This is a genomic window from Halorhabdus amylolytica (genome assembly GCF_004944975.1).
Taxonomy (GTDB): domain Archaea; phylum Halobacteriota; class Halobacteria; order Halobacteriales; family Haloarculaceae; genus Halorhabdus; species Halorhabdus amylolytica.
In genome coordinates, this window is the sequence record NZ_SPQG01000006.1 from 17,693 (window position 1) to 39,628 (window position 21,936).

Sequence of the window (21,936 nt, forward strand, 5' to 3'; positions counted from 1 at the left end):
GGCGCCGGCGGGCCGGGAGGTTTTTTCTCACGGGGCGTCGAGAGGTCAGTAGATGGATCTCACGGCGATCCCGGGCGTCGGTGAGAAGACCGCAGCCTCGCTTGCCGAACTCGAGGACCCCGAGGGCGCCATAGAGTCCGGCGACGTCGCCAGGGTCGCGCGGGCACCCGACGTCAGCCAGGGCAGGGCGGCACGGATCGTCCGGGCGGCGATCCGAGAGCGACACGACGACGAGGGGCGGTTCCTCGCGACGCCCCGCGCCCGGGAGGTCTACCGGGAGGTGCTGAACTTGCTCGAAGAGCGAACCGTCACCGACTACGCCGCCGCCCGCTTAGAGACGCTGTATCCGAGCACCAGTGAGTCCCGGATCGGGGAGGTCCGGGAGTTGAGCGAACGCGCGATGGAGCGCGACCCCGACGACGGCGTCCTCGCGGCGCTGGCAGACGTCGAGCCGCTGGAGCGGCCGGGAGACGTGCGAGTCCGGGACCGATGTCTCGCGACGACCGACGGCGAGACCTACGCTCGGGCCCGGGACGCCGTCCCCGAGTTGAGCGTCGAGGTCGTCGAGGACAGCCGTGATCTGGCGGAACTCGCCCGCGGGTACGCGACCGTGGTGGCGCTCGATGACTCCTTCGCCGGGGTGGACGTCGAGGGTGACGTCCGCGTCGAGCCCGACGCCCTCGAGGATCCGGTCTCGGTCGTGCCCGAGCGCCCGCTCGCCTTCTTCGCGCACAACCGCGAGCGGTTGCTGGCTGCGATTTCGGTCCACCGGGCGGCAGACCTCGATCCCCCGTGCGACCTCGACGCACTCAAAGCCGCACTGGATCGGCTCGACGAGGAGGGGACGCCGACCGGCGACGGGGAACTAAAGCGGCTCCAGACCGCCGTCGACGACCTCGATGCTGCCGTGAGCGAGGCCGAGTCGGTCGCCAACGACAAGCTCCGGGAGGCGATCGAACAGCGGGACGTCACCATCGAGGGCGCGGACCTGCTGTCCTTAGTCGAGCGCGGTGCTGGCGTCGACGAAGTGCTCTCCCGGGAACTGGCCGACGAGTACGAAGACGCCGTCGAGGCAGCCCGGGACCACGTGATCGAGGGGCTCGATCTCCGGGATGTGACCGACGTCGCGCGACGAGCCTTTCCTGAGGAACCGACGTTTCCCGTCGAGCGCGAGGAGAGTGTCGTCTCCCGACTTCGGGAAGAGCTCACGGCCGCCCGGGACCGCCGGGCAGAGCGACTCAAAGCGGAGTTGGCCGAGGACCTGGCGTCGATGCGCGGCCCTGCCGAGGAACTCGTCGAGGCGGCGCTAGAACTCGACGTCGAACTGGCGATCGCGCGTTTCGCCGCCGACTTCGAAGCGACGCTGCCGGACTTCGATGGGAGCGGCGTCACCATCGAGGGTGGGCGGTCGCCGCTTCTGGACGTGACCTTCGAGGAGGTCGAGCCGGTCGAGTACGACGTCGGGGGCGTCAGACTTCTCTCGGGAGTCAACAGCGGCGGGAAGACCTCGACGCTCGACCTGCTTGCGCTGGTCGTAATCCTCGCACACATGGGGCTGCCGGTACCCGCCGAACAGGTTCGACTCCAGCGTTTCGACGCGCTCCACTACCATGCCAAGACCCAGGGGACACTCGACGCGGGGGCCTTCGAGAGTACGCTCCGGTCCTTTGGCAAGTTGGTCACCGACGCCGCGAGCGAGGGAGAGACGCTGGTGCTGGTCGACGAACTCGAGAGCATCACCGAACCGGGTGCGAGCGCGAAGATCATGGCCGGCATTCTGGAAGCGCTGGCCGAACGTAACCAGACGGCCGTGTTCGTCTCTCATCTGGCCCGGGAGATCAAAGAGACAGCCGATCGAGAGATTGGGGTCGACGGCATCCAGGCGCTAGGTCTCGAAAACGGCGAGTTGCAGGTCGATCGCACGCCCCGAACGGACACCCTGGCCCGCTCGACGCCCGAGTTGATCGTCGAGAAACTCGCCGACGACGATGACCGCGGGGACGGTGAGGGTGACTTCTACGGGCGACTGTTAGAGAAGTTCGAGTAGGGGGTCCCGGGGAATCTCAAACGCCGAGCGCGATCGCAGTCCCGACAGCACCGAACAGCCAACCGCTCCCGAACCACGTCAGCGTGGCGAAGGCACGTCTGGCACCCGCCTCGGTCCACCTCGAAGTGGTGTCGGCGTACTCGTGCATTCGCTCGATCGTCTCGCCCAGGCCAACCGCGCCGGCCCAGGTCGTGAGGCCGAACCCGAACACGAGCGCGCCGAGGGCGAAGGCAGTGTCTGTCGCGCCCTTGGGCGTGTCGATCGATACCAGCGCCAGGGAGACGACGACGCCGACGGCGATCCCGGCAAGGACGATCCGGGCGGCGGCACGAACGGACCGGCCGGGATCGCGGGCCGGATCCCGCCCGGTCGAGGAGCGGGCGGCCGAATCCCCGGCGGGACGATCAGTCAACGGTCTCACGCATGCGAGGGTCGAGGGCGTCGCGCATGCCGTCGCCCAGGAGGTTAAACCCGAGTACCGTCAGTGCGAGCACGAATCCCGGGAAGAACGACCACCACCAGATGCCCGAGAACAGGCCGAACTCGACGCCATTGGAAAGCATCATCCCCCAGGTCGGTTCGCCGGGACTGGCACCGAACCCGAGAAAGGAGAGTGCGGCGATGTCGATGATCGCCAACCCGAAGTTCAGCGTCGACTGGACGGTGATCGGCGCCAGGCAGTTCGGGAGGACGTGCCGGACGAGCAGTCGCGGGTCGGTCGCCCCCAGCGCGCGAGTGGCCTCGATGTACTCGTCCTCCAGGACCTTCAGCGCGGCCCCGCGGACGACGCGGGCGAAGCGGGGCGTGTAGACGAGCGTCAATGCGGCGACCGCCCGCCAGAGACCGAGTTCCTCCGGGAAGATCGTCACCAGCGCAAGCGCAAGCAGGAGCGACGGGAACGACAAGAGCACGTCCATCGTCCGCATGATGACGTTGTCCGCCAGGTCGCCGTAGTAGGCCGCGAGGATGCCAAAGGAGATCCCGAGCACCGTCGAGGCCAAGACGGTGACGGTCCCGTAGAGCATCGCGTACCAGGCGCCGTAGATGACCCGCGGGAAGATGTTTCGGGCCTGGCCGTCGGTCCCGAACCAGTACTCGGCGTTGGGCGGGGTTTCGGCCGGGTTGACCCCGTACTGGGTCGCCATCAGCCCCTCCAGGTCGTAGGTCAACCGCGCGTAGATCGCCAGTATCGCCACGAACCCGATGATCGAGAGCCCGACGACGGCCAGGCGGTTGGCTAGCAACTGCGAGAGGAACGGGCTGGCACGCAGTCGTTCGAGGAGCGAGCGTTCGACGTCGGTCGATCCGGTGGCTGTTTCGGTGCTCATTGTTCGATCCGTGGGTCGAGAACCGAGTAGGTGAGGTCGACGACCAGGTTCACCAGCGTGTACAGGACCGCGAACACGAGGACGGTCGCCTGCACGACCGGGTAGTCGCTGCGGTTGATCGCATCGACCAGCAGCGTGCCGATGCCGTTGATCTCGAAGACCGTCTCGGTCAGGACGGCCCCGCCCAGTAGCGTCCCGAACTGGATCCCGACGATCGTGATAACGGGGATAAAGGCGTTACGGAGGCCGTGTTTCATGACGGTGATCTTCGCGCCCTGGCCCTTCGCGCGGGCGGTTCGCATGTAGTCCTGGCGCAACACCTCGATCATCGAGGAGCGCATCATCCGGGAAATCAGCGCCATCTGGTAGATACCCAGGACCACGACGGGCAACAGCAGGTGGGTCGCCGCGGAGACGAACGCGTCAAACTCCCACGTCAGTAACGTGTCCACCAGGATGAGACCGGTGATGGGTTCGAGGAAGTACTCGGAGCCGATCCGGCCGCTCGTGGGCAATAATCCGAGGAACTGTGCGAACAGCAGGATGAGCAGGGGGCCACTCCAGTAAATCGGGATCGAGATGCCACTGAGCGCACCGATCCGTGTCAGGTGATCGGTCACCGTGTCCTGTTTGACCGCCGAGAGGATGCCGAGCGGCAGACCGAAGACCAGCCCGGCGATCTGGCCCAGAACGGCGAGTTCGATCGTAATGGGGAGTCGCTGGGCCAGAATCGAGCTGACGGGCGTCCCGCGCTGGATCTGGTAGGACTGCCCGAAGTCGAAGGTCACGACGTCGCCCAGAAAGCGGACGTACTGTTGCCAGAGCGGATCGGCCAGCCCCAGGTCCGAACGGACCTGCTCGATGAAGGCCTGGCTGGCCCGCTGGCCGGCGATCGCGACCGCGGGATCGCCCGGCGAGAGGTGCAGGATGGCGAACACGAGCGTCGAAACGCCGAACAGCACCGGCACCAGCAGGAGGAGTCGTTTCGCGACGAACCGCTTCGATACCATTGTTCGATGGGGATACGCCGATGGACAAAAAGGTCCCGTCGTGGATCGCTACGTGAAACAGTGTTGATGGGTTAGCTCACTCGACGGAGACGTTTGTGAGGTACGGGCCGCCGATCGCGGCGACGGTATACCCCGAGACGGTCGAGGCGACGCCCCGGACTTCCTGGGCGTAGTCGATGTAGACCCAGGGGGCTTCCTCGTGGGCGATGGCCGCGGCCTGACTGTACAGGTCGGCGCGCTCGCCCTGGTCGGCGGTGGTCTGGGCGTCCTCGACGAGGCCCATGTACTCGCTGTTGGCCCACGCCGCGTAGTTCGACGTGTTGAAGCCCTCGGTGTCCCAGGAGACCCAGTCCTGGCCGTCGGGGACCTCACACTGGGGGTGCAACAGGACGTAACAGAAGTTGTCGGGGTCGGCGTTGTCGGTGTACCAGCCCGACAGGGTCGCCTCGTGGTTGCCCTCGCTAGTGTAGGTGAGGTAATCCGAGAACGGTCGGTCGTCGATGGTCACCTCGATGCCGATCTCGGCGAGGTTCGTCCGGATGGTCTCGGCGGTCCGGATCGGGGCCGGGTTGTACCCCCGGGGGTTCTGGAAGGTCGTCAGCGAGAACGAGAAGCCGTCGCCGTAACCCGCCTCCTCCAGCAGTGACTGGGCCTGTTCGCGGTCGGTCTCGTAGGGGCTGAGGTCGTCGTTGTGGCCGAACAGGGCCGGCGGGATGGGCTGGTCGGCCTGCGTGGCGATGCCTTCGTAGATGTTCTCGACGATGGCCTGGGTGTCGATGGCGTAGCTGATCGCCTGCCGGACGCGGCGGTCCCGAAACGCCTCGATCCGGGACATGTTGAAGGCCATGTACCCGATATTGATCCCCTCGATCGTGCGGACCTCGGCGGAGTCCGAGCCCTCGACGATGTCGATGCTGCTGGGGTCGAGCCCGTCGATTATCTCCATCTCGCCTTCGACCAAGGCCTGGGCGCGGGTGTTGTTCTGGCCGCGAGTCAGGAACAGCACCTCGCTGGGGTCGGGACTCTCTCCCCAGTAGTCGTCGAACGCCGTCAGCTGGATGCGGCCGTTCGCGTCGTCGAGGTTGGCCAGCTCGAAGGGGCCCGTCCCGACCATCTCCTGGTCGAGGTCGACGTCACCCTCGATGGCCTCCTGTGAGATGACCACCGAGGGGAACATCGCCAGGTTCCGGAGGAACGGGGCATACGACTGGGTGAGCGTGATTTCGAGTTCGTAGTCGCCGGCGGCCTCGACGCTGTCGATCCAGTTGCCCAGCGTGAAGGGGCCGTACGCGGAGGCGTCCTCGAAGTAGTACTCGTAGTCCTCGTCGACGAAGCGCCGATAGGTCGCGACGAAGTCGGCCGCGGTGAACTCGGTCCCGTCGTGGAAGGTCACGCCCTCGCGCAGGGTCAACGTAACCGAGTCCCCCTCCATCGACCAGTCTGTCGCCAGGGCTTCGGTGAGTGCAGCCTCGCCGGGCTGGAAGGCGATCAATCCTTCGTAGGCCTGGTTGGTTACCTTCGCCACCTCGCCGCTGGTGGTGTTCTGGGGATCCAGCGTCTCCGAGTGTGCCCCCCGTCCGTATCTGAGTGTCGCCCCGGTGGGTTCCGTCTCGGTGTCGCCGCCGGTCTCGGTCCCCTCATCGGACCCGGTACCGTCACCCGCATCGGCAGTCTCGTCCTCGGTCGTGTCGGCGTCGCCGCTGAGGCAGCCGGCAGTCGTGCCGACGCCCGTCACTGCGACCGTCGCAGTGCCGGCAGCCCGCATGAATTCCCGTCGGGACTGTTGATCGTCTTCGTGTACCATACAACACCACTATCAACCAAACCCCTTAAGCATGACGCAGACACTGCATCTATTCCACAAATATCGTAGTTTCCTGGATGTTCGATCACAACAAAAACTGATATTTGACAGACAGTCAGTTATTCTCCCGAAGAAGTGTGTAGATGGCAAGCCACAGGGTGGTCATTCTCCACGGACAGAGTCGGCTCGTCGTATTCACAAACGCTCTCGAAGGACTCAGTCAGGATCCGGGCGGCGGCGTCCCAGTCGCCGTCGACGAGACGGTCGAACGAACGTTCGACTGTCTCGCGGACGTCAGTCGGGAGCGGACCGCCGAAGAACTGGTCGAACAGGACCGCAGAGAGATCATCACCGCCATCCGGGACGGCCTCGGATCCGGATCCCGCACCGCCGGCCCCGACGACTGCGGCCTCCTCCCGGATCGCTTCGAGGTCGATGTCCCGGTCCTCCACGCGCTGGCGGTAGAACATGAGTTCGCGATACCGCTCCTGATCGATGTCCAGATCGTCCGGTGGAATGATCGCGGGGCACCGCGTACGGAACCGACAGCCCGACGGCGGATCGATCGGCGACGGGACGTCGCCTTTGAGAATCGTTCGGGCCTCCGTGTCCGCCAGCGGATCCGGCTCGGGTATCGCCGACAACAGGGCACGCGTGTAGGGGTGTTTCGGATTCTCGAACAGGGCCTCGGTCTCGGCGACTTCGGCGATCTGGCCGAGATACATGACGGCGACGCGATCGGAGATGTGACGGACGACCGAGAGGTCGTGGGCGATGAAGAGGTACGTCAGGCCGAACTCTTCCTGGAGGTCTTCCATGAGGTTGATGATCTGGGCCTGCACGGAGACGTCGAGCGCCGAGACGGGTTCGTCGGCGACGATAAAGTCGGGATCGACCGCCAGCGCTCGGGCGATACCGACCCGCTGGCGCTGCCCGCCGGACATCTCGTGGGGATAGCGGTCGTACTGAGCGCGTTCGAGACCGACAGCCTCCATGAGTTCCATGACACGCTCACGGCGCCGTCCCTCGGCGAGATCGTGGATCTTTAACGGTTCCATGATCGTCTGTCCGACAGTCATTCGGGGATCGAGACTCGACATCGGATCCTGGAAGACCATCTGCATGTCCTTGCGGCGCTCGCGTAGCTCGGCCTTCGAGAGATCGCCCAGGTCGTCACCGGCGAAGACGACCCGCCCGTCGGTCGGCGGATCGAGGTACAACAGCGCCCGGCCGGCCGTGGACTTCCCACAGCCGGACTCCCCGACCAACCCGAGGGTCTCACCCTCCCGGATGGTGAGGTCGATCCCGTCGACAGCTCTGACGCTGGGCCGACCGCCGCCCCACACCCGATCGAGGTAGCCGGAATCCTGCTGGTAGTACTTTTGCATACCCTCGGTCTCGAGAAGAACGTCCCCGATCTCGTGGTGAGCCGCTGAAGCGACCCCCGAGACACCGTATTCGCTGCGATCGAAGTCGTCGAGAATACACTTCGAACGATGATCGACGTCCGCGGACCCGTGCTGGGCGAACGGGATCTCCCCGGATAGACATTCCTCTTTGGCCCACGGACACCGCGGCGCGAAGTGACAGCCCTCGGGCATGTCGATGAGGTCCGGGACGTTACCCTCGATTGGTGTCAGCCGATCGGTGTCCTCAGTGGGAATGGACTCCAGAAGCGTGTAGGTGTAGGGATGGCTCGGGTCGGCGAAGATCTCCTCGACCGGCCCTTCCTCGACGATCTCACCGGCGTACATGACGGCGACGCGGTCACAGACTTCCGCGATGACCCCCAGGTCGTGAGTGATCATCAACACGGACATCCCGAGGTCGTCTTGGAGGTCGTCGATGAGATCGAGAATCTGGGCCTGGATGGTCACGTCGAGGGCGGTCGTCGGTTCGTCGGCGATCAGCAGGTCCGGCTGGCAGGCGAGCGCGATCGCGATCAGGACGCGCTGGCGCATTCCACCGGAGAACTCGTGGGGATACTCCTTGGCCCGCGCTGCGGCTTCCGGGATACCGACCTCGTCGAGCCGTTCGATCACCTCGGCGGCCACCTCCTCGTCGTATTCGCGACCGCCGATCGTCGGGAGGATTTCCCGGATCCCGTTGAGCCAGGTGTCCGCCGTACGCTCGCCGTACTGGTGAAGGCGCAGCGATTCGGCGACCTGCTCGCCGACAGTCACTGCGGGGTTCAACGACGTCATCGGATCCTGGAAGATCATCCCCATCTCGCCGCCGCGGACCTCCCGCATCGCGGACTCCGGGGCCGCCGTCAGGTCGACGATACCTGTCTCGATCGTGACGTCGGCGGGATCGACTCCCGTTCGGATGCGCTCGCGAGCCGCGTCGTCGACGTAGACGAACCCGTCGGCCGCGGCGTCCAGCGCCGCTTCGAGATCGGCGGCGACGAGACCAGTATCCTTTCCCGCCGAGAGATCGTTCGTCGCCGTCCGGACCGCCGCTTCCAGATCCGCAGGATCGCTCCCGAGGACGGACGTCGCGTCGCGCAGACGGTCCGCGATAGCGGGCGTCCGGCCGTCGGACCGGAGATCGGCGACACAGTCACGGAGCTCCCCGATCGTTTCGAGAGGGTACGGGACGACCGCGTCCGCGAACGTCGAGGCGAGCTCCGTGGCCAGTTCGGTGTCCCGGAAGGTGATCCGGCCCGAAGCGATCTCGCCGGGATCGTCGACGAGGTCCATCGTCGAAAGGGCGGTGACGCTCTTCCCGGAGCCCGACTCCCCGACCAGGCCGACTGTCTCACCCTCATCGATCGTCAGGTCGATGCCGTCGACGGCCTTGACGGTACCACGTTCCGTCTCGAACTGCGTCCGCAGGTTCGAGATCGATAGGAGATCGGTCACTGGGATGAGTTGGCGCACCGGCGGAAAAATACCTTGCGGGAGCGGACGAGCAACGTTTTTCCCCGTGACCGTCCGTGTAGGCACATGCCCAACGGTTCGACGGACGACGACCCGCCCGGCGGCGCGGACGAGGAGTCGCTCGATACGGCGACCGGCGATCCGACCGTGGACGGCGTTCCGCGGAACGTACAGGCTGGGGACGGCTGGCAGACGGTACTCGACGAACAGGCGGGGACTGCCGAGTCCTACCGAGAGGACGGCTGGGAAACGCTGGAACTCCACCCGGGGGACTCGGTGTTCGTCGACAGCGAGGACCGGACAGGACTTGACGTCCTGTTGTCCGGCCCGGAGTACGAGCGCCTGGAAGCAATGGCCGCCGATCACGGGTTCGACGAGGTCGAGGTTTTCCGTGCGGTCGAGGGACCGACAGTCTATCTCCTGATCGTCGAACGAGCCCGAGAGGAGGGTATCGCCGTGCTGGTGCCAGCGTATTACGATCGTACCCGGGCCAGCGACGCCCTCGAAACTGTCCGGACTGCCGGGAAGATCCGGCTGTTCTGTCGCCGACTGGACGACGACTACGTCGAATTCTGTCACGACGACCCCGCGCCGTTCCTGCCCGCCGAGGAGTGAACCGGCGGGCGACGTCACCCGACGACCCGGTACCGTGACGGACAGTCCCGCTCCGTTCGCCCGACGTCCGCACCGGCACTGGCGTCCACTCACCGCGGGACTGCCCGCGTCGCGGCCGCTTTGAACGTCGCGACGACGGGACGACCGGCCGCCAGTTTCAGGTATTCGACGCTGGCGAGCGTGACGACGACCTGCAGGGTCAGTTCATCGCTCACCGAGACCGAGACGTGGGCGATCGCTTCGCCGCGCTCGATGTCGGTCACGGTGCCACGGAAGCGGTTGCGCGCGCTGGTGTCCGCAGCGGGCGGGGCCGTGTCGGGGCGGTGGAGCGTGATCGCGTCGGCCCGGAACAGCACCTCGACCTCCGTCGCGTCCTCGAACAGCAGGGCGCGGACCGTTCCCGCACCGGTCTCGATCGTGGCGAGTTCGCCGTCGCGCTCGCGGACGGTCCCCGACAGCACGACCTCCTCGGTCCGGGCCGTTCCCTCGAGTGTGGCCTGCAGGCGGGCGAACCGTGCCAGCAAGTCCCGGGCGTCGTCCGTGAGTTCGCTGCCGCCGCCCTCGGCCCCGCCACGGCGACGCTCGACTAGCGGCCCGACGGCCGATTCGAGATCGGTCACCCGCTGGTGGGCCCGCGAGTACGACCGTCCGAGGGCGTCCGCGGCGGCGTTGAGCGACCGATGATCCTCGATCGCCCGCAACAGCGCGGCGTCCTCGCCGTCGAAGGTCACCCCGTCAATCCGCAGGTGGGCGGAAAAGCCCGCGTCCATGCCGCCGACTAGCCCCGGATCCGGCATAGAGGTTTCCACCACGGGGTAACTGTTGCGTTCGGCACAATCGTTATGTCCGAGAAGACATATCGTCGTTATATCTCGGATGACACAACGCGACAATCACCCGGGTACCGGGAATCCGGGGCGGGTTTCGCGCCGGGGATTCCTCGCAGGGGCGGCGGCCCTAGGGGGGTCGCTGGGGGGCTGTCTCGCCAGCGGCGCGAGCACGGTGTCGGTCCTCTCGGCGGGGAGTCTGGCGGCAGCCTTCGAGGAGCGGATCGGGTCGGCTTTCGCCGGGGCGACCGACCTCGAGTTCCAGGGAACTTACTACGGGTCCCGTGCAGTCATGCGGCTGGTCGTCGATGGCCAGCGCCGCCCGGACGTAGTGGTCAGTGCTGACGCAACTCTGTTGCGTGATCGCCTCCGGCCGGCGACGACAACCTGGGACGTGGTCTTCGCGACGAACGCGCTCGTGATCGCGTACAATCCCGAAACCGAAGCTGGGGAGCGACTCGCGGACGGCGAACCTTGGCATGCGGTCCTCCAGTCGGCGGACGGCCGAGTCGCTCGGACCGATCCCGACCTGGATCCGCTTGGCTACCGGGCGATCCAGCTGTTCGATCTCGCGGAGCGCTACTACGACAAACCGGGCCTGGCTGGGGCCCTCCGGGCCAATACCGTGATCGAGCCGGAGGAACCACAACTGCTCGCGGCCGTCGAGAGCGGCGAGCGGGCCGCCGCCGTCGCCTACCGGAACATGGCCCACGACTGGGACGTACCCGCCGTCGAACTACCGCCGAAACTGAACTTCGCCGACCCCCGGCTGGCAGACCACTACGCCACCGCAACCTACACGACTGCGGACGGCCCAACGTTGTCCGGACGGCCGATCCGGTACAACGCGACCGTTCCGGAGAACGCCGACCACCCCGAGGCAGGACGGCGATTCGTCCGGTTCCTCGCCGAGCGGCCGGCCCTGCTTCGGGAATCGGGGCTAGTCGTGCCCGACGGGGTTCCGAACGGCCATGGCGACGTGCCGGAAGGGGTGATGCCGTGACCGGCCCCGGTCCATGGCTCCTGAACCGCGTCAGACGGGACGGCCCGGTCGCAAGCGTCGCCGATCGCGTCCCGGTATCCATCACCGAGCGCGGGGATCGAACCCTGTCGACGCCGGGCGCGACCGGCCAGCGGACCGTCATTGCACTGCTGGGGGCCGTCCTGGTGGCGTACCTGCTCGGTCCGTTCGTCGCGTTCCTCCTGGAACATGGCCTCCCGACGCCCGGTGCCTTCGCCGATCCGGCCGTCCGGTCGGCGATCGTCGCCTCACTGGTGACCGCGCCGGTGGCGACGCTGCTGGCGACGGTCTTCGGCGTGCCGCTGGCATACGTCCTCGCACGGTACAGCTTCCGGGGGAAGCGACTCCTGGAAGCGCTGGTGGTGTTGCCACTGGTGACACCGCCGGTCGTCGGCGGGGTCGTGTTGGTGAGTGCCTTCGGCCGGCTGACGCCGATCGGGAAGGCCGCGGCGGCGTTGGGCGTGCCGCTGACGCAGGGCTACGCCGGGGTCGTCCTCGCCCAGACGTTCGTCGCCGCGCCCTTTCTCGTGGTCACCGCCCGCTCGGGGTTCGCGTCGATCGACGCCGACCTGGAGCGGGCCGCCCGGAATCTCGGGAAGGGGCCACTGGCGACGTTCCGGGAGGTCTCGCTACCGCTGACGCGGGGAAGTATCGTCGCCGGGATCGTCTTGACGTTCGCCAGGGCGCTCGGGGAGTTCGGCGCGACGATGCTACTGGGCCATCCCCCAGAGACAATGCCGACGCGTATCTGGGTTGCGTTCGTCGCCCACGGGACTGACGCGACGGTCCCGCTCGTGGTCGCACTGCTGGGTGCCGGGCTGGCGGTCGTGTTGGTCCTTCGACTGCTGGCTGGGCCCCTGGAGTTCTCGCCATGAGCCTGGCGCTGGCCGGCATCGAGACGACCCGCGGGGACTTCTCGCTGGGCCCGCTTTCGTTGACAGTCGAGGACGGCATCACGACGGTCCTGGGTCCCTCGGGCGCGGGGAAGTCCACGTTACTCGAACTGATCGCCGGCTTCGAAACTCCCGAATCGGGCACCGTCACCCTGGACGGCGAACGAATCGACGGACTGCCCCCGGAGAAGCGAAACGTCGGGATGGTCTTCCAGGATGCCGCGCTCTTTCCGCATCTCAGCGTCGCCGAGAACCTCCGGTTCGGCGCGCCCGAAGGGACAGACGTCGAGGGAACAGTCCGGACCCTGGGGATCGCCGACCTGCTGGATCGTGACACGACGACCCTCTCGGGCGGGGAGCGCCGACGGGTCGCCCTGGCGCGGACGCTGGTGACCGATCCCGACGCGCTGGTGCTCGACGAGCCGCTGTCGAGTCTGGACGCCCCGATCCGACGACGGCTGCGCCTCGACCTCCGGGACGTCTTGTCCGATCTCGATGTTCCGGTCGTCTACGTCACTCACGACCAAGAGGAAGCGGCAGTCGTCGGCGACCGCGTCGCCGTTCTCCTCGACGGGACGATCTGCCAGACGGGGACCGTCGGGAACGTCTTCGACGACCCGGCGACACCGACGGTCGCGCGCTTTCTGGGGGTCGAGAACCTCCTCGAAGGGACCGTCCGCGAGCGGCACGACGGTGAGGTGACAACGGTCGAGATCGGGGAAAGCACGGTACTCGTCGAAGAAGCGGTCGACGCTGGCATCGAGCAGGCGACCATTGGCCTGCGACCAGCGGCGATCGAGTTCGTGGGAGGGCCAGACTGGGAGAACACCCTCGCCGTCGACGTCGAGCGCGTCGTTCCGGGACGGAACGGCGCGACGGTCCTCCTCGCGGCCGACGGACTCGGGCGACTCACGGCCCGAACCGACGATCGGACCGCCGAGGCGGTTACCGCAGGCGAACGAACGACAGTCGCGATCGACCCGACCGCGATACACGTCTTCCCGCGCGGTCGGGCCGACGGTCGGTGAGCGACGGCCAGATCATTTCGAGCGCCCGGTGATCGTCACCTCACCGGAACCGGTCGTCCGCACGCCGGTCCGCGACTGCGTCGTCGCTGTCCGCGATCCAGCCGTCCGAGACACTCTCGGGCACGTCGAAGGCCCCCACGAGTGGTTTCACGTCCAGTAAGGGCGTCCCGTCGACCACGTCGACGCCGGTGACGTCGATCGTCGCGTCCGCGACTGCCTGGATCGCGACGACCGAGAGGCCGACGTTGTTGGGTCGAGTGGGGGCACGCGTGGCAAAGAGGCCACGCGGCCGATCATCGAGGAACGGTTCGACGGAAAGAGCTGCGTCATCGGGTGATTCGTGGAAGTGATACAGCAGGATACAGTGGGAGAACTCGTCGAGGTCGGCCAGACCCTCGGCGTACGCGTCCCGGAGTTCGACCGTTCCGCGCGCGTCGGTCCCGGCCGGCTGGATCGGCATGTCCACCGCCGACTCGAACGGCGAGTGGATCGTCCCGATCGGCTCGTAGGTGACATGATCGTTCGTCATGGGCGATCGATCGTTTCCCCATCCGATCAATGGAACGGTCCGCGTTTCGGGGCGACTTACAGATCCATGCCGCCGTTGACGTCGATGACCTCGCCCGTGATGAACGACGAGCGTTCGCTCGCGAGGAAGGCGACGACATCGGCGACCTCCTCGACGTCACCGATCCGGCCCAGCGGCGTGTCCTCCCGAACCTGCTCGATGATCTCCTCCGGCAGATCGGTCACCATGCTGGTCTCGATGAACCCCGGCGCGACGCAGTTGGCCGTCGAACCCTCGCGGGCGAGTTCGTGGGCCAGCGTGCGAGTAAAGCCGAAGATACCAGCCTTCGCGGTCGCGTAATTCGCTTGCCCGAGGTTGCCGCCCTTGGCGACGATGCTTGAGATATTGATCAACCGGCCGGACTCGGCCCCAACGATGTCGTCATAAAAGGTCTGCGTGCAGTTGAACGCACCGTCGAGGTGGACATCGAGGACGGCCCCCCACTGTTCGTGAGTCATGTTCTCGAAAAAGACATCCTGGTTGATCCCGGCGTTGTTGACCAGCACGTCGATCGAGCCGAAGGCTTCCTTGACGTCTTCGTACATCAGTTCGACCTGCTCGGGGTCGGTCACGTCGGCCTGGACGGGGATGGCCGCCCCGCCCGCGTCCTCGACCGCCGAAACGACCGCCCGGGCCGCCTCGGCCGAGCTGTGGTAGTTGACGGCAACTGAACAGCCAGCCTCGCCGAAGCGTTCGGCGATCCCGCGACCGATTCCCCGCGACGCCCCCGTCACCACACACGTTTTCGGTTCCATGGATCGATCGACGCGAGCGGGCGAGAAACCTTTTGGGCGTGACGCAATATTGGCCGGGCCGGATCGATGACGACCGATCGTTCTATATTCGGAAGAACTGGTTCGTAAGACGTTTTTGCTGGTGGCGGCGACCGACGAAGGGATGGACCTCAGTCGGGACCGGTTGCAGTTCTCCTCGCTGTACACGATGCGCTTTGCCGGCAGTTTCGGCTTCATGGCAGTGATGACGCTACTGCCGGACTATATCGAGGCGCTGGGCGCGACAGGGATTACTATCGGTGTGTTCGTGACGGTTCTGGAACTGGCCCGGACGGTCGGGATCGTCCCGATCGCGTGGGCAGGGGATCGCTACAGCAAGCGAACGATCCTGCTGGTCGGACTCGTGACGAGCGTCCTGGCCTACGTCGCGTTTGCGCTCATTTCGACGATTGAAGGGTTTCTTGGCGCCCGTCTACTCCAGGGGCTAGGGATGACCGGAGTCGGCCTCCTGGGGCTTGCGGTCATCGGCGATCTGGCGCCTGCAGACGGTCGAGCCACGTATATCGGGAAATTCAACGCCTACCGGATGGCTGCAGGAATCGTCGCACCGCTGAGCGCCGGGGCGCTGTACGCCTGGGTCGGTTTTTCGGGCGTGTTCGTGGTGGTCGCGGCGCTACTGGCTGTGGCTACCGTCGGCGTCTGGCTATTCGTCCAGAAAGACGAGGAGTCGATCGAGGGCTTTGCGTTCACGGATCTGGCGGTCAACCGACGCATCCTGACGATGGTTACGTTCCGGGCCCAGTACGCCGTCGCAGTCACGCTCGTTCGAAAGTGGGTGCCGATCTTCGTCGGTGTTGGGGCAACACAGGGCGGACTCGCCTACGGGTCGGTCGTCGTCGGCGCAGTCCTCTCCGCCGAGAAGTTCACGAACATGCTCACTCAGCCGTTCACCGGACAGCTCTCCGACCGGTTCGGCCGAACGCCGTTCATCGTCCTCGGCGGGGGTGCCTACGGACTGATCGCCCTTTCGTTCCCCTTCATTTCGGGTGCTGAAGGGGTGTTCTCGATCCAGGCCCCGGTCGTGGGGGCGATCACCGGCGCCGTCCTGGCGGCGATCGGCCTGAACGGATTGCTCGGGATCGCCGACGGCTTCCGGGAACCCGCGAGCATGGCGCTGTTCGCCGACGAGGGCAAGGGCGAGGGGATCGCCAGCAGTTTCGGCATCCGGTCGCTTGTCTGGAAGCCCGGCAGCGTCCTCGCGCCGCTGGCCGGCGGCTGGCTGATGGGTGCGTTCGGGATCGAATGGGTGTTCTTCCTCGGCGGGGCCGCCGCACTCTCGGGCGTCGGTCTGTTCCTCGGAATCCTCCTGGTCCAGCACGGCCGTGGGGCACTGCGGGAGTGGTGACGAGCAAGGAGTGACAGCCGGGACAGCGACACCGTCGAACCGCGCCTTTTGAAAGGATGGCTCGCAAACCCGAAGCCATGATAGTCGCTTTCGACTTCGATGGGACGCTCTCCAGGGACGAGATGACGACGTTCCTTGCCGAGAAGTGTGGTGTGGTCGAGAAGATGGACGCCATCACCGAGCGGGCGATGAACGGTGAGATCGAGTACGCACAGAGCCTCCGGGAGCGATGCGCGCTACTGGAGGGGCTAGATGACGAGGAGGCCGAGGACGCCTTCTCGCAGGTCCACCTCCGGCCCGGCGCGGCCGACGTGATCGCGACGTTGAACGATGCGGGCGTACAGACGGCGATTCTGACAGGCGGGTTCGAGCGCGGCGTCGGCGCGGCGCTCGATGACGCCGGCATCACAGTCGATCGGATCGTCGCGAACCGGTTGCCCGTCAAGAAGGGACAACTCACGGGAGACGTCGAAGGGCCACTGATCGAGGGTACCAAGGACGACGCACTTGCCGATCTCGCCGGGGACGTCGGTGTCCCGATGGATTCGACGGTCGCCGTCGGCGACGGCGCCAACGACCTGCCGATGCTGGAAGTCGCCGGCCTGGCTGTCGGATTCGACCCGAAACCGGCCGTCGAACCGGCCTGTGACGTTGTAGTCGAGTCGATGGACGAATTACGTGACGTCCTCGTAGCGGAAGGCGTCCTCTGATACGGATTATTGTAGATTATTTCCGGCTGACGCCGACCCGGGGGTCGACGGATACCGGTACATCACGACAATAATCCGTATGAGTCGGATCGGTCATCACTGGGTCGGCGAGATATGGTAACACAACTACTGATGTGATTCGCCATCGTGTGGGGTACAGACGTGCTCAGGCACTATCGGGTCCGTAGTCGGCGTCCTGGTCGATTTTTCGGACAACTTCGGCCGGATTGCCCTGGACGAGTGCATCCGCCGGGACATCCTCGGTGAGGACAGCGCCGGAAGCGACGACGGCGCGGTCGCCGATCGTCACGCCGGGATTGATCGTCGCCTGCCCGCCGATCCAGACGTCGTCTCCGATCGTGACGGGTTTTGCGTACTCCTCGTAGTCGTCGTCGATGCGTCGGCCCTGGGCGGGGAGCGGGTGCGTCGACGTGTAGATGTGGACACCCGGCGCAAGCATGACGTTCGACCCGACCTCGACCGGACACGCGTCGAGAATCACACAATCGTAGTTCGCATAGAAGTTCTCACCGACATGGATATTGTAGCCGTAATCGCACTCGAACGGCGGGTTGACGTGTGCGCTCTCGTCGACGGTCCCGAACAACTCCGACAGTAACTCTTCGCGTCGTTCGATCTCTCCATCGGCTGTCTGATTGTACTCGTGGGTGAGATTCCGTGCCCGACGCTTCTCTTCGACGAGCGTCTCCTCGCCCGGATCGTACATCTCACCGTTTTGCTTCTTGTGCCGTTCACTCGGCATACGACACGTACCACCTCATCGGTGAAAATAATTGTTATCTTTTTTCTTCACACATAGAGTGATTGTCCGGAACGCTCTCGGCGGAGCGACACGGGAGGTACACGCAGAGGCACAATGACCGGATCATCGACCGGACAATCCAATCACGCTACGGATGGAGTGAACACCGTCGTCAGCGAGGGCGTCATCTACGCCCAGCGCGATGCGGGTGCGATGAAACTCGACCTGTACGTGCCCGAAACCGACCGGCGGCCGCCCCTGGTCGTCTACGTTCACGGCGGCGGCTGGGTGATGGAGACGCGAAAGAACACACCGGATCTCGAACGGTACGCAGCCGAGTGGGGGGTCGCGTTCGCCAGTGTCAGCTATCGTCTCGCCCCGATCCCAGAGGACGCCGATCCCGAATTTCAGCCGGGGCCGGACAACCCGACGCCGAAAGGTGCTTTCCCGGCCCAGATCATCGACGTGAAGGCGGCGATCAGGTGGCTCCGGGACAACGCCGAAACCTTCGGCTTCGACGCCGAGAAAGTCGCCGTCTGGGGGGCTTCGGCCGGCGGTCACCTGGCGGCACTGGCCGCTACACTCGACGACGTCGAGGACCTCGCAGGTGAGGCGTATCCGGAACACGCGGTCGAGAAACGAGTCGCTCCGGAGCGATCGAGTGCCCTCCAGGCACTCGTCGCCTGGTATCCCGTCACCGATTTCCTGGAACTCCCACACCAGGCCGAGAGCGTCGAATCGATCCTGCTCGGGGGTCCGATCGACGACAACCCGGAGCGAGCGAGAGTCGCGAGTCCGCGAGCGCACGTCACACCGGACAATCCGCCCGCGCTCCTGATGCACGGGCGCGCAGACGACGTGGTTCCGATCCGGCAGAGCAGGATTTTCGCCGACGCACTCGCCGAACACGGGGTCGACGCCACGTTGTATGAAATTCACGACGAGGGTCACGTCTTCGGAGCGGAGTCCGAACGTTCGGCCATGGACGGACTCACAGCCGATCCCCGGCCGGCCCAGTCTATCACCGCGACTGCCCACGGCGACAAGGGTTCGACCACGGACGTGCTACTGGATGCCGTACCGCCGGCGGGCCCCAAAACGATCGAGCAGTTCCTGACCCGGACGATCCGCTGAAGAAGAGAAATCCCCCCCCTCTTCAACGCGTCGAGCAAGTGATCGCCTGTTCCTCTTCAACGCGTCGAGCGAGTGATTACCTGTTCCTCTTCAACGCGTCGAGCGAGTGATTACCTGTTCCTCTTCAACGCGTCGACCAAGTGATCGCCTGTTCGAGATCGTGAATGATGTCCGCCGGGTCCTCCAGCCCCACAGAGAGACGGACCATGTCGTCGGTGACGCCCGCAGCGGCCTTCTCCTCGTCAGAGAGTTGCTGGTGGGTCGTCGAAGCCGGGTGGATGATCAGCGTCTTGGCATCGCCGACGTTCGCCAGCAAACTGGCGAGTTCCGTCGATTCGACGGTGTTACGGGCCGCTTCGTAGCCCTCTTCGAGGCCGAACGTGATCATCCCGCCGTACCCGCCATCGAGGTACTCGCTGGCTTGCTCGTGGGTCTCGTGGGATTCCAGGCCGGGGTAGTTGACCCAGGAGACCTCCTCGTGGTCTTCGAGGAACTCCGCGACGGCCATGGCGTTCTCCGAATGGCGCTCCATCCGCATCGGGAGCGTCTCCAGACCCTGGATGGTCTGCCAGGCATCGAAAGGCGCTTGCTGGTTGCCCAGATCCCGTAGCCCGCGAGCGATCGCAGCGTAGGTGAACGCGGCCTCGCCGAAGCGCTCCCGGAAGTTGACGCCGTGATAGGCTGGGTTGTCCTCCGCGATCTCGGGGTAATCCTCGGCGTACTCGTCCCAGGGAAAGCTCCCGCCGTCGACGAGGATGCCGCCGATGGTGGTGCCCGACCCGTGGATCCACTTCGTCGTGGAGTTCCAGACCAGATCCGCGCCGTGCTCGATCGGATTGGACAGGTACGGCGTCGCGAAGGTGTTGTCGACCAGCAGCGGGACGCCGTGATCGTGGGCGATATCGGCAATACGTTCGATGTCCGGCGTCACCAGGGCAGGGTTACCGATCGTCTCGAAGTGGACGTAGGCGGTGTCCTCGTCGATGGCCTCCTCGTAGGCGTCGTAGTCGAGGGTGTCGACGAAGCGGGCTTCGACGCCCTGGCGCGGTGCCGTGTGCGTGTAGTAGGTGTAGGTCCCGCCATACAGTGCCGAGGCGGTGACGACGTTGTCGCCGACATCCGCCAGCAGGAAGGTCGCGAGATTGAGCGCCGCCATCCCAGAAGACGTGGCGACGGCGCCGACGCCACCTTCGAGTTTCGCCAGGCGTTGCTGGAGGATCGAGTTGGTCGGATTCATCAGCCGCGAGTAGATGTGGCCCTCCTTCTCTAAGGCGAACTGCGCGGCAGCGTCCTCGCTGTCCTCGAAGACGTAGCTGGTCGTCTGATAGATCGGCGGCGCGCGTGCGCCGGTGGCCGGGTCGGGTTCTTCCTGGCCGACGTGCAATGCGTCAGTGTGGAATCCGCGGTCGTCGTCGCTCATAGCGATCGGGTCTACGGTATCCGACACTGTATAAGTGCGGTACGTCCACCCGGATTCACCGCCGTCGACGACAGCCGTCTAGATTCGCCGGTATCCAAAGAGGATTTCGAGGCGGGAGCGCGGTCAGGTCTAGCCGAAACTGCGGATCGTCAGAAAATCGCTGGCGTCGCTCCCATCGAGTTTGTCGAGGTGGACGATCGGCGCATAGCCCACGTCCGGATCGATATTGACGCTCTCCTGGAAACTCGTCTGGCGCTGCCAGCAGGCTGAGTTAATCGTCAACACGTTGTGGTAGGTCCCGTAACCCAGTTTGTGGACGTGACCGGTGTGGAAGACGTCGGGGACGTCCTCCATGATGAGGTAATCTCGTTCCTCTGGGGCGATCCGCGTGTGACCGCCAAACTGTGGAGCGACGTGGCGTTTCTTCAGGAGTTGTCCCATCGCTCTGTGGGGATCGTCGTAGCTGGCCTTCTCCTCGGGCAGTTCGGCGATCACCTCGTCGAGGCTGACGCCGTGGTACATGAGAATGTCGACACCCTCGACGGTAACGGTTGAGGGGTTACCCGTGATCGTCGCGTCGTGGGCGGACATGATCGAGCGGAGTTCCTCGTCGAAGCCCGGTTGCGGTTCGGCCAACCGGACAGCGTCGTGGTTGCCCGGGATCATCACGATCTCCATGTCCCCGGGCACGTCCTTGAGATGCTCCGTGAAGGTCTCGTACTGCTCGTAGATGTCGACGACGTCCAGTTCCTCGTCCTGATCGGGATAGACGCCGACACCCTCGACCATGTCGCCGGCCAGCAGGAGATATTCCACGCGCTCAGCTTCCGGCGTGTGGAGCCACTCGGCGAACGCCCGCCAGGCATCGGCGTCGAATTCCTGGCTGCCGACGTGGACATCGCTGATCAATGCGGCGCTGACTTCCCGATCAGCCGTTGAGGGCTCGAACGTCCGAGGAACGTCCGGGAAATGGATCGCGTCGGCAAAGAGGATTCCACCGTCGTCAGCCAGCGTTCCCTCGATCGCGATCACCTCGTCGAAGAGGAGTTCCTCGACGAGATCGGCGATGTCCCGGTCCTTCATCACCAGGGCCGGGAACGTCCCGTTGGTGTCCTCGAGTTCGACCAACCAGTGACCGCTGGCCGTCGAGCGGATGTCGGCGACCATCCCGACGATCGCCGCCTCACTGCCTCCCGGCATCGACTCGACGGCGTTGGTCGGCCGGTGGTTGACCCGTCCCCGAAGTTTCCGGGAGAGTCGCTCGTAACGATCACGGAACACCGAAAGGAAATCCGAGTACTCGCCGGTGCCGGTCGACCGACCGGTTACGTCCCCGGTGATCGTCGGTTCCACGGGATCCCTGGTGCCATTGAGGTCGCTCGAAACCCCCTTCGTTTCACCTGGAGAACTCCTCCCCCCTTCGAGTGGTGCCGGATCGTCACTTCCAATTGAAATAGAGGGGGTCGAATCGCCCGTCGATCCGGACGTCGGTTCCGTCGGTTCGCCGGGGGCACTGGGAGCCGGTGGTTCCGACTTCCGTGCCTCGGTTTCGACGGCGGAACGAGCGTGATCGACGGAGAGTTTGAGTGCACCTTCGGGGACCGCTTCGAGTGCGCGTTCGATCGCCGTCTCGGTGTCGGTTGCCCCCGCGAGGATCGTGACGGCTTCTCGGTCCGCGTTGTACCCCCTACTCGCGAGTTCGTTGACGATCTGGGCGGGCGTCTCGCGAGGCACACTACGTTCACAG

General features: G+C 65.4%; 19 protein-coding genes. 8 read left to right on the forward strand and 11 right to left on the reverse strand.

The annotated features are described in order from the left end of the window. The first annotated feature begins 52 nt into the window (after window positions 1-52). Complete coding sequence (locus E3374_RS09330) at window positions 53-2,047, forward strand: MutS-related protein (RefSeq protein ID WP_136688821.1); 1,995 nt, start codon at window positions 53-55, stop codon at window positions 2,045-2,047. Window positions 2,048-2,063: 16 nt separating this feature from the next. Here E3374_RS09330 and E3374_RS09335 read toward each other — a convergent pair whose 3' ends face one another. The 5 genes from E3374_RS09335 to E3374_RS17860 form a co-directional block, all read right to left on the reverse strand. Further along, window positions 2,064-2,459 (reverse strand): DUF7268 family protein, encoded by a 396-nt coding sequence (locus tag E3374_RS09335; protein WP_211194940.1) that lies wholly within the window; start codon window positions 2,457-2,459, stop codon window positions 2,064-2,066. Further along, window positions 2,452-3,375 (reverse strand): ABC transporter permease, encoded by a 924-nt coding sequence (locus E3374_RS09340; protein ID WP_136688822.1) that lies wholly within the window; start codon window positions 3,373-3,375, stop codon window positions 2,452-2,454. Before E3374_RS09340 ends, E3374_RS09335 begins: the two co-directional genes overlap by 8 nt. Next, window positions 3,372-4,385, reverse strand: coding sequence for an ABC transporter permease (locus E3374_RS09345; RefSeq protein ID WP_136688823.1), 1,014 nt, complete (start codon window positions 4,383-4,385; stop codon window positions 3,372-3,374). The genes E3374_RS09340 and E3374_RS09345 overlap by 4 nt, the downstream gene beginning before the upstream one ends. Before the next feature lie 76 nt (window positions 4,386-4,461). Further along, window positions 4,462-6,189, reverse strand: a complete 1,728-nt coding sequence (locus tag E3374_RS09350; protein ID WP_169051816.1) for an ABC transporter substrate-binding protein — start codon at window positions 6,187-6,189, stop codon at window positions 4,462-4,464. Between the two features lie 119 nt (window positions 6,190-6,308). Further along, window positions 6,309-9,053 carry a dipeptide ABC transporter ATP-binding protein gene (locus E3374_RS17860; protein ID WP_136688824.1) on the reverse strand — a complete coding sequence of 915 codons (2,745 nt, stop codon included), beginning with the start codon at window positions 9,051-9,053 and terminating at the stop codon, window positions 6,309-6,311. Window positions 9,054-9,137: 84 nt separating this feature from the next. On the opposite strand from E3374_RS17860, the gene E3374_RS09360 reads away from it, so the two are divergent. Further along, window positions 9,138-9,686, forward strand: coding sequence for a DUF7529 family protein (locus E3374_RS09360; protein ID WP_248299434.1), 549 nt, complete (start codon window positions 9,138-9,140; stop codon window positions 9,684-9,686). 89 nt (window positions 9,687-9,775) lie between these two features. Here E3374_RS09360 and E3374_RS09365 read toward each other — a convergent pair whose 3' ends face one another. Next, complete coding sequence (locus E3374_RS09365) at window positions 9,776-10,456, reverse strand: TOBE domain-containing protein (RefSeq protein ID WP_169051820.1); 681 nt, start codon at window positions 10,454-10,456, stop codon at window positions 9,776-9,778. A gap of 106 nt (window positions 10,457-10,562) precedes the next feature. Here E3374_RS09365 and E3374_RS09370 point away from each other — a divergent pair, with 106 nt between their 5' ends. From E3374_RS09370 to E3374_RS09380, 3 genes are all read left to right on the forward strand, one after another. Beyond that, a complete protein-coding gene (locus tag E3374_RS09370; protein ID WP_136688826.1) occupies window positions 10,563-11,516 on the forward strand; it encodes an extracellular solute-binding protein in 954 nt (317 codons plus the stop codon). A gap of 104 nt (window positions 11,517-11,620) precedes the next feature. Continuing rightward, complete coding sequence (locus E3374_RS09375; protein WP_211194945.1) at window positions 11,621-12,409, forward strand: ABC transporter permease; 789 nt, start codon at window positions 11,621-11,623, stop codon at window positions 12,407-12,409. Then, the gene (locus E3374_RS09380; RefSeq protein WP_136688827.1) at window positions 12,406-13,455 is read left to right on the forward strand and encodes an ABC transporter ATP-binding protein; all 1,050 of its coding nucleotides are present in this window, start codon (window positions 12,406-12,408) and stop codon (window positions 13,453-13,455) included. Before E3374_RS09375 ends, E3374_RS09380 begins: the two co-directional genes overlap by 4 nt. Window positions 13,456-13,495: 40 nt before the next feature. Here E3374_RS09380 and tsaA read toward each other — a convergent pair whose 3' ends face one another. Beyond that, window positions 13,496-13,984, reverse strand: coding sequence for a tRNA (N6-threonylcarbamoyladenosine(37)-N6)-methyltransferase TrmO (gene tsaA, locus E3374_RS09385; RefSeq protein WP_136688828.1), 489 nt, complete (start codon window positions 13,982-13,984; stop codon window positions 13,496-13,498). A 56-nt stretch (window positions 13,985-14,040) separates the two neighbouring features. Then, complete coding sequence (locus E3374_RS09390) at window positions 14,041-14,778, reverse strand: beta-ketoacyl-ACP reductase (RefSeq protein ID WP_136688829.1); 738 nt, start codon at window positions 14,776-14,778, stop codon at window positions 14,041-14,043. 142 nt (window positions 14,779-14,920) lie between these two features. Here E3374_RS09390 and E3374_RS09395 point away from each other — a divergent pair, with 142 nt between their 5' ends. Further along, window positions 14,921-16,162, forward strand: coding sequence for an MFS transporter (locus tag E3374_RS09395; protein WP_136688830.1), 1,242 nt, complete (start codon window positions 14,921-14,923; stop codon window positions 16,160-16,162). Window positions 16,163-16,239: 77 nt separating this feature from the next. Then, entirely contained in the window at window positions 16,240-16,872 is a 633-nt protein-coding gene (gene serB / locus E3374_RS09400; protein ID WP_136688946.1) for a phosphoserine phosphatase SerB, read from the forward strand. 166 nt (window positions 16,873-17,038) lie between these two features. Here serB and E3374_RS09405 read toward each other — a convergent pair whose 3' ends face one another. After that, window positions 17,039-17,635 (reverse strand): sugar O-acetyltransferase, encoded by a 597-nt coding sequence (locus tag E3374_RS09405; RefSeq protein ID WP_136688831.1) that lies wholly within the window; start codon window positions 17,633-17,635, stop codon window positions 17,039-17,041. A 114-nt stretch (window positions 17,636-17,749) separates the two neighbouring features. Between E3374_RS09405 and E3374_RS09410 the strand changes: the two genes are divergently transcribed. Continuing rightward, on the forward strand, window positions 17,750-18,769 hold the full coding sequence (locus tag E3374_RS09410; protein WP_136688832.1) for an alpha/beta hydrolase: 1,020 nt from the start codon (window positions 17,750-17,752) through the stop codon (window positions 18,767-18,769). A 124-nt stretch (window positions 18,770-18,893) separates the two neighbouring features. Here E3374_RS09410 and E3374_RS09415 read toward each other — a convergent pair whose 3' ends face one another. Together E3374_RS09415 and E3374_RS09420 are read right to left on the reverse strand one after the other, a co-directional pair. Further along, window positions 18,894-20,189 carry an O-acetylhomoserine aminocarboxypropyltransferase/cysteine synthase family protein gene (locus E3374_RS09415; protein WP_136688833.1) on the reverse strand — a complete coding sequence of 432 codons (1,296 nt, stop codon included), beginning with the start codon at window positions 20,187-20,189 and terminating at the stop codon, window positions 18,894-18,896. Between the two features lie 129 nt (window positions 20,190-20,318). Beyond that, the gene (locus E3374_RS09420; RefSeq protein WP_136688834.1) at window positions 20,319-21,923 is read right to left on the reverse strand and encodes a DNA-directed DNA polymerase II small subunit; all 1,605 of its coding nucleotides are present in this window, start codon (window positions 21,921-21,923) and stop codon (window positions 20,319-20,321) included. Window positions 21,924-21,936 lie beyond the last annotated feature (13 nt).